Genomic DNA, 7,821 nt, shown 5'->3' on the forward strand with positions numbered 1-7,821 from the left:
GCGGCCTCCCTTAACGATCTCCCCGAAGGGGAATACAAGCAGCAACATGAAAATCTGCACCGATATCTAAACCCACATAAAATTGATACCATTTATTAATTTCTGATTTGTGCTTTTCAACTTCAATGGAAATTTGATTGTTCATAAATCCTCCAAAGATTGTTGCAGTTAAGCACTATCTATCCAAGTTTTCTTTAGAGCTCCTAAGGGCCCAATGTAGCATGTCAGGATTTAACGATAGTGCAGTAGAACCCACATTATACAAAGAGGTCATGATATGCCCCAATTATTTCAAGGGTTACTGCATTTTCTTCTATAAGGTTCTTTGTTTCGACAAAATGGTCTATTTTTCCTCCTATAAGGTTCTTAAATAAAAAATAAAACTTGCCTGGTCATGGCAAGTTTGGTTTGAATATTGGGGTAAGGGTGCAGTGCCATTAAATGGAGTGCCCCAAAATTCATTAAAACACCTCTACTAAACAGCTGATTGGTATTATCTTACAATACCTACTGCATGTTATGCAACCGCTTTTAGTTCAATAGTATGTTATGCAACCTAATTTAATTCACCGTACACTTGGCGGCTTTCATCGGAACTTGAGTTTAATGAACATTGTTTTTTTCATAATTTAATGCTTTTTAATACCACGGACTAACGCCCCTGAAACTCAATGTCTCAGAGGCGCTACACTTCCTTTATATTTCAATTATCTCGGCCAGTGTTTACTACGCTTCTAGGCTCCACCAACATGATATGGCATTCCTTTTCAGCAGAAGGCTTCATCTCGACTCCCCTCGGGACGATAAACATCTCACCCTTGGAAATTTTCACCTGACCATCACGAAAATCAATGATCATTTCCCCTTCGATCGTCATAAATACCTTATCTGTCTCTTCATGAACGTGCCATTCATACTCCCCGGCAATCTTAACGAGCTTAAATTGATGGTCATTTATTTGTCCAATGACTTTAGGAGACCATTGATCGTTGAATTTAGATAGCTTCTCATTCAGATTAATAGCTTGGTAATAGATAGTAATCCCTCCCTATTTTTTCGACAAGGAACCTGTTATATTTTGCAAAGCGTATTGGATAGCTAATGGGCCGCCGGTAATAGCGGAACTATCCATTAAATGGACATTGCCTTTCTTTACGGCATTCATAGCATTCCATACATTACTTTGATTGAATTCATTCATTAATTTATCCTTTTTCGTAATGTCGCCTATAAGGAAAATATGGTCTGCTTGGATAGTGGAAATGACTTCAAACGTAGTAAATTTATTATTATCCCCTTTAAATGTATGATCTGGTTTAAGCCCCAGTCCCTTTTCCTTATCAAACGCAAGCGTATAGACAGGATTGCCTTCACCTAGAACATTAAAGGTTTTTCCATCCCAAGACAATATAAGCGCTACTGACTCTCCTTGCATCGACTTTAATGCTTCGCGCCCCGTTGCGATTTCTTTCATCATGTTAGCAATTACTTTTTCCGCTTCGTCTTCTTTTCCAATAATCTCGGCTACTGTGCGGAGTCCATATTGCCAATTGTCATAGATGCTCTTGGAGTTTAACGTAATGACTGGCGCAATCTTTTCCATTGATTCACGAAATTTTTCATGATATTCTGTCGCTAAAATAATATCAGGCTGAACTGATAAAATTTTTTCAATATTCGGAGACGTTTTTTCTCCTAATTCTTCAGTTGAATCCATCTTCCCTTTTAAATAAGCTAAAGTAGATAGATACTCCTTTTCAGTAGAAGCAGCCGCCGGCTCACCTAATGCAGCTAAGATTTCAGGATAAAAATACCATAGTCCGGCTATTTTTTCGGTTTTTTTCTTGATAACAATGTCTTTGCCTATGGCATCCTTAAATGTTCTTGGCCAAGCAGTTGAATTTGCATTGACTGCTGAAGCAGATGCGCCATTTGTAGTTGATCCTTTGTTTTTAGCAGGCGCTTCATTGCAACCTGCCAGTATGCCTGCTAATAATAGCATTGAGATTAGCAGGCCTTTCATCTTTCGCATACCCTATTCCTCCAACCTATTGTTTTCTTCGGCCTGCCATTAGTATAGTGAAGTCATTTTTAGATTAGAATGGATGCCTGTTGAAATTAGCATGGATTATTGATGAACTTCTCTCGATATTCAGTTGGAGAAATACCCGATTGTTTCTTGAACGCTCTACTAAAATAAAAGGGGTCAGCAATGCCAACCGTTTGCGCAATTTGTTGTACAGGCGCTTTACTTGTAAATAGCATTTCTTGCGCCATGCTAATACGATATTTTAATAAATATTCTGCCGGCCCCATACCTGCATGTATTCTAAATACATAAGAAAGTCGATTTCGGTTAACGTTATATTGTTCTGCAAGCGATGCCACTGTAAGGCTTTGATAATAGTATTCATGAATATAATTACATACCCGCTCGAATAAAGTATGGGATTCACAGCTATTTTGCCTGTTAGCAACACATAATAAGGTTTCATTCAGTACATCGCGAAATAGCATTTCGGTCTGAAACTTCGAAATGCCTCCCCGCTGATTATACACATGCCAAAGACGCGTAATTAATTCGATAAGACGAGGAGATTGTCCGGCTAATAGTTCAAAATGCTGATGAGAAAAGCTTGACTCTTCCAGTTTCGAGTCACATATCCGGTACAAGACAAGAATATATTCCCAGTCGGTTCTGCCGAACGTTTTTTGATCTAGTTTCATATTTGCACCCCCGTGCACAACTTTTCCCGGCGAAAAGATATAGGGCGTGCCATTAAATTGAAATTGGATCTTCCCTGTAAGTGGAAACACAAATCCAGGAAAAGAATCTGTATAGTCAGCATAAGGCACACCTGGATCTTTAGCATATCTATATACTCCTTCTACTTGAAAAGGAATGTATGCAAAATGCTCCGCTAACTGATTCACGTCGATTTTCATATTTCGTACCTCATTTCATTAGTAATGCCAGTTAACCTGAGATTGATCGTTATGCACCCTGTACAGCTCTTGACCACAAGCAGTACTTACGATTCAACAAGCCATTGTCCGAATCTCCTCCTTTAACTTGGCTGTGTAATCAATAATCTGCCGCTGGAATGAGGAAATTGACAGAGGACTCTCGTCTATTTCAGACTATTGATAACGATTATCATTGTCAAGATGTGTGGGCTATAAAAATGCCTCTCCGGACTTAAGTTTAAGTATAAAAAAACAGCTCGATGCGATTCACGATGGACAACAAAAAAACACCAACGTCGTTCACGGTGTTTTAGTCTGTTTAGTTATTTAAAATTAACTTTGAGTAATCGCATGCTATTCAAAATGACGATGAGCGCGGCTCCCGTGTCGCTAATGGCCGCAATCCATAGCGTAAGCAAATCCGGGAAAATCAAGATCAGCGCCGCAGCGCGTCCGGCTAAGTTTAACGGTATGGGGCAGTTTTTCTATATTATCCGCCATTAACACCATATCGGCCGTTTCCATAGTGCCAGCTCCCCCCATCGCAATCCCTGTGGTTGTAAATCTTCCAAAGAAGCACGAGGCTCTGTTGTTGTTAATTTGCTTGCATTCTTCTCCTTGATGCTTGATCAATATGTTCTTACAGGTAAAGGGCATCCAGGCAAAATTCTTAGCCCCGTGTTTAACAATAAAGAAATGACGCAAATGTTGGAATGGATTCGTGACTACAATGCCAATCCCAAACATGCCAACAAAGTACGTGTAATCGGGAATGCCCGGTCTATTATTGATTTGCTAGAAAAAAATAAAGCAAATGCCGACAAGCAAAAGAAGCTTACGCATGGGCATTGCATAGCGCCCGTATTATCGAGCAATTTATTCATATGTTTGCGCTGTCCCTTTCCAAAAGCATTGCCGAGCAACTCATTGGCTCTTCATCACATTAAGAACACCAGCAAGCTGGCACCGGAAGTTTCCTGTTCCGGTGCTAGCTTGCTGCCATCGCGGCTCCGACCGTTTCCTCTGCCCATGACGGAATGTCCGAGCGACCCGTAAACGGCAGTTCGTTCGCTTCCGCCCCGGCTGTAAATGATCGCACTGGCTTTTGCGCCACGAGGCGTATTGGTAAACAGCCAATTCTTCCGGATCGATAAGAATCGTTTGTTATTTTCAAGTAGGGTCGAATTCGTTTATCTATTTCAGGCCCGAACTGATGGACCCATCCCACATTTTCAGTTCAGCCAATAATACCACAGAGGAAGTTTTTGCACCACAACCTGATTTCTTATAAGAGTGCCCCCCTTTTGATGAAAGGGGATTTATGATCATGATTCAACCGGCAGTTCCGCATGTATCGTCACGGAACCATTCCCGCTCGTTGCCCAAACGCGTCCCCCCGCCCGTTCCACAATGTCGCGCACGATCGTAAGCCCAATGCCCGCACCACCGTACGCGCGCGAGCGTGAAGGATCAACCCGGTAAAATCGTTCGAACAAAAGCGTCAGATGCTCGGGAGCAATCTCCGCTCCAGTATTCGTAACCTCCACGCGGAGCATTTTAGCGTTCGCTTGCATCGATAAACGAACCGAATGACCATTCGGCGTATAGCGCATCGCGTTGTCGAACAGATTCTCAAATACGCGTACGGCGTGAACTTTGTCGATCATGACGCAGACCGGAGAGGACGGTACATCCACTTGAAAAACAATTGCTTTTTCCTCCCATTTCGGCATATACCTTGAAGCGGCTTCTTGGGCAACGGACCGGAGATCGACCGGATTTGAGGGAATGGCCGCTTTCAAATCGCTCTCCGCCACAGCCAGACGATGAATGTCTTCCACCAGAAAAACGAGCCGCTCCACCTCGTGGTAACATTTATCGAGCGTTTCGGGCTTTGCGGAGAGGACGCCGTCTTTCATCGCTTCCATATAGCCGCGTACCGTGGAAAGCGGATTTCTGAGCTCGTGGGCTACGTCCGCCACAAGGCTTCGCCGGAGCTGTTCGATCCTCTCGAGCTGCTTGCCCATTTGGTTGAATGAACGAGCCAAATCGCCGATTTCGTCGTTCGATCGAATTTCTGCCCGCACGGTATAATCCCCGCTCGCGACTCGCTCAGTCAGCTTCCGCATCCCGGACAAGGGGCGGACGATCGAACGGATGAACAGCCAGTTAATCCCAATGGAGAGGGGAACGATGACTAGACTGGTATATAGAAAATAACGCCCCGTAGCCGATCGGAACATGAGGAAATTTTGGTACACCATCAAGCGGTTTTCTTCTATCAGTTGAAGCGTGTACTGACTAAATCCGATGCTGATTCCGGCTGCCAGCAAAATTAAGACTAGCGCGTTAAGTGCCAGGAGCTTGTAAATGAGTTTGATTTTCACCGTTTACCCTTCCTTTAACCGGTAGCCGATGCTCCGGACGGTTTCAATGAGATCGAATCCGGGATCGGTATCACGGATCTTTTGCCGGATATTGCCGATATGCACATCCACGATGCGGTCGACAACATCTTTATCGCCCAGCGGATACAGCACGTTCAGCAAATGCTCGCGGGTACAGACTTTTCCTTGCATTTTGAGCAAGGTGATGACGATTTGCGCTTCCTGGTACGTGAATTGCAGGGGCGCTTTCTTCCAATAAAATCGATGGCTTTCGGAATCGTATGACAAATTCGCGTTATTGTTCAAAATAAGCCCCGAAGCTTTCCGCTCCGACGTACGCATCCGGCGTAGAATTGCCTGCATCCGGGCGACGAGTTCTCTCGGGCTGAACGGTTTGCACAAGTAATCGTCGGCTCCGCGTTCGAAACCCCGGATTTTGTCCTCTTCCTCGATTTTGGCCGTAAGCATGACTATAGGCGCGCTGCTGATTTTGCGTATTTCCCAGCATGCCGTAGTGCCGTCCATGAAAGGCATCATAATATCCAGAATGATGAAAGATGGAGCCTCAGTTTTCACCAGTTCAACTGCTCGCTGCCCGTCGCTCGCGGCAAGCACTCGGCAGTTCAGTGCCTCAAAGTATTCCTGCAAAAACGAGACGAGCGAAGCATCATCGTCCGCAATCAGAATAGGACCTTCAAGCTGCAGCTTGTCCATCGGAACGTTCACCTCCACGGCTATCATTTTATCATACATGATGCTTTCGTGTTCTTTATATGATCTTTACAATTCTCCGTTACATTGGTCAAGAGCCCCGTCTTACGTTGGCTAAAAAACTTTTTCAGAGAGGCGATGAGTGAATGATGGTAAACAAAATGATAAAACCTGTACTTTTTGCCGGAATGGTACTTTCCGCTATTCAACCGGCGATTATTTTTGCTGCTGATAACAATCCGGCTTCGATCCCGGCTGCGGGAAACAACACCGCTGCGGCAATCCGCCCCTTTGACGGCGAGATTACCAATAACTCGTTGGCCGTAAGTCCCGACGAGCAAACTGCGGTTGTCTCGGATAGTCGTCAGCCATGGATTCGAGTCTATGATCTTGCCAAAGGAACTTTGCGTAAGGAAATCAGCGGATTTGTCACACCAAGAAACATTATTTTCATTAACGGCGGTTCGCAGTTTGTCGTTTCGGATAGCACACTGGGCACCCTGCGATTTTACAACACGGAAGACCTGGCATTGAAGGATGAAGTTGCAGTAGGTCAAGGCGCATTTGGAACTGCTGTCACCCCGGACGGAAATACCATGTATGTCAACAATGAAGCCAAAAGTACAGTAACGGTTGTGGATCTCGGGCAGCATAAGACGACCGCTGTCATTCCGGGATTCTCCCAACCTCGTCAAGGGATAAAAGTATCTCCCGACGGTCGTTATGTGTTTGTTACTAACTTCAAGGGAGACAAGGTATCGGTTGTGGATGTCAAAACCAATGCAATCGTCCATGAGATCTCCGGATTCTCGATGATTCGAGCGATTTCAATATCCGCCGATGGCTCTACCATGTATGCGGCAAACAGCGGGCGTAATAGTATTGCCATAGTGGACATCTCGCAAGGCAAAATCATTGGCGAGGTAAAGGTTGGGCGTGATCCTTACGGCGCATCCCTTTCTCCTGATGGAAAGGTTCTTTTTGCCAGCAACAAGTTGGATAATACCATTAATATAATCAGCACCTCCGACAACAGCATCATCGGGACCATTAAAGGATTTTCAGAGCCCCGGCAAGCGATCAGCTTCAGCAAGGATGGAAACTTTGCTTATGTCCTTAATCGCGATCTCTCCGTTTCTCGAGTGGATGTGAAGGCTGGTATGATTCTCGATACTGTAAGCGATAAAGATGATACTTATTATGATGTCAAGGTCAATGTTAAAGGCAATCCGATTCAAAGTGAAGAGTCCCCTTATTATAAATCCAAAGCCGACATCATTTATGTTCCTGTACGTTTCGTTTCAGAAGCTTTGGGTGCAACAGTGGAATGGAACAATGATTTTCAAACCACTCAAATCAACTACAACGGCAAAATCTATTCAGTTAACGTAGGAGGTAAAACTGCATTGGCAGGCGATCAACAGATCCAACTCGATGGTCCGGTTGAAAAAAGCGGGGAACGCACCTTTGTTCCGTTAAGCTTTATTTCGAAAGTCATGGGAGCCAGCGTAAAGTGGGATAATCCAAGCAGAACAGTAAATATTACGCCATAATTGTAGTTTGTAAGAAAACAACATCAGAAAGAACAGGTGATATTTCAACCTGTTCTTTGAGTCTGTCAAGAATTTTGTGTAAGCTCTCAAAATTGATCTAGCAACTACGATGCCGCGGCTTGACACGGAGCCTCTGTGGGCATGATGATCGGCGATGCGGCGATTCCCTAAAACATGGTCATCGCCAAGGCATTCAGCCTATC

General features: G+C 44.3%; 7 protein-coding genes and 3 pseudogenes. 2 read left to right on the top strand and 8 right to left on the bottom strand.

The window, feature by feature from the left end; genetic code table 11:
• Window positions 1-10: 10 nt before the first annotated feature.
• The 5 genes and pseudogenes from KQX66_RS37795 to KQX66_RS13305 all read right to left on the bottom strand — a co-directional run.
• The gene (locus KQX66_RS37795) at window positions 11-145 is read right to left on the bottom strand and encodes a hypothetical protein (RefSeq protein WP_284439805.1); all 135 of its coding nucleotides are present in this window, start codon (window positions 143-145) and stop codon (window positions 11-13) included.
• Between the two features lie 558 nt (window positions 146-703).
• Window positions 704-1,036 carry a cupin domain-containing protein gene (locus KQX66_RS13290; RefSeq protein ID WP_216793109.1) on the bottom strand — a complete coding sequence of 111 codons (333 nt, stop codon included), beginning with the start codon at window positions 1,034-1,036 and terminating at the stop codon, window positions 704-706.
• Between the two features lie 12 nt (window positions 1,037-1,048).
• Window positions 1,049-2,032: an ABC transporter substrate-binding protein gene (locus KQX66_RS13295; RefSeq protein WP_216793068.1), complete on the bottom strand. Its 984-nt coding sequence runs from the start codon at window positions 2,030-2,032 to the stop codon at window positions 1,049-1,051.
• Between the two features lie 86 nt (window positions 2,033-2,118).
• A complete protein-coding gene (locus KQX66_RS13300; protein WP_216793071.1) occupies window positions 2,119-2,946 on the bottom strand; it encodes a helix-turn-helix transcriptional regulator in 828 nt (275 codons plus the stop codon).
• Window positions 2,947-3,290: 344 nt separating this feature from the next.
• Window positions 3,291-3,519, bottom strand: a pseudogene (locus KQX66_RS13305) (cation-transporting P-type ATPase); the annotation flags it as partial.
• Between the two features lie 63 nt (window positions 3,520-3,582).
• Between KQX66_RS13305 and KQX66_RS37375 the strand changes: the two are divergent.
• Window positions 3,583-3,738: pseudogene (locus tag KQX66_RS37375) on the top strand (erythromycin esterase family protein); the annotation flags it as partial.
• Between the two features lie 376 nt (window positions 3,739-4,114).
• Here KQX66_RS37375 and KQX66_RS38715 read toward each other — a convergent pair.
• The 3 genes and pseudogenes from KQX66_RS38715 to KQX66_RS13320 form a co-directional block, all read right to left on the bottom strand.
• A pseudogene (locus tag KQX66_RS38715) lies at window positions 4,115-4,189 on the bottom strand (IS6 family transposase); the annotation flags it as partial.
• A 103-nt stretch (window positions 4,190-4,292) separates the two neighbouring features.
• Window positions 4,293-5,354: a sensor histidine kinase gene (locus KQX66_RS13315; RefSeq protein WP_216793073.1), complete on the bottom strand. Its 1,062-nt coding sequence runs from the start codon at window positions 5,352-5,354 to the stop codon at window positions 4,293-4,295.
• 3 nt (window positions 5,355-5,357) lie between these two features.
• Window positions 5,358-6,107 (bottom strand): response regulator transcription factor, encoded by a 750-nt coding sequence (locus KQX66_RS13320; protein ID WP_216793075.1) that lies wholly within the window; start codon window positions 6,105-6,107, stop codon window positions 5,358-5,360.
• 104 nt (window positions 6,108-6,211) lie between these two features.
• Here KQX66_RS13320 and KQX66_RS13325 point away from each other — a divergent pair, with 104 nt between their 5' ends.
• A complete protein-coding gene (locus tag KQX66_RS13325) occupies window positions 6,212-7,618 on the top strand; it encodes a stalk domain-containing protein (protein WP_216793078.1) in 1,407 nt (468 codons plus the stop codon).
• Window positions 7,619-7,821 lie beyond the last annotated feature (203 nt).

The organism is Paenibacillus oleatilyticus (assembly GCF_018998565.1).
Lineage (GTDB): Bacteria > Bacillota > Bacilli > Paenibacillales > NBRC-103111 > Paenibacillus_G > Paenibacillus_G oleatilyticus.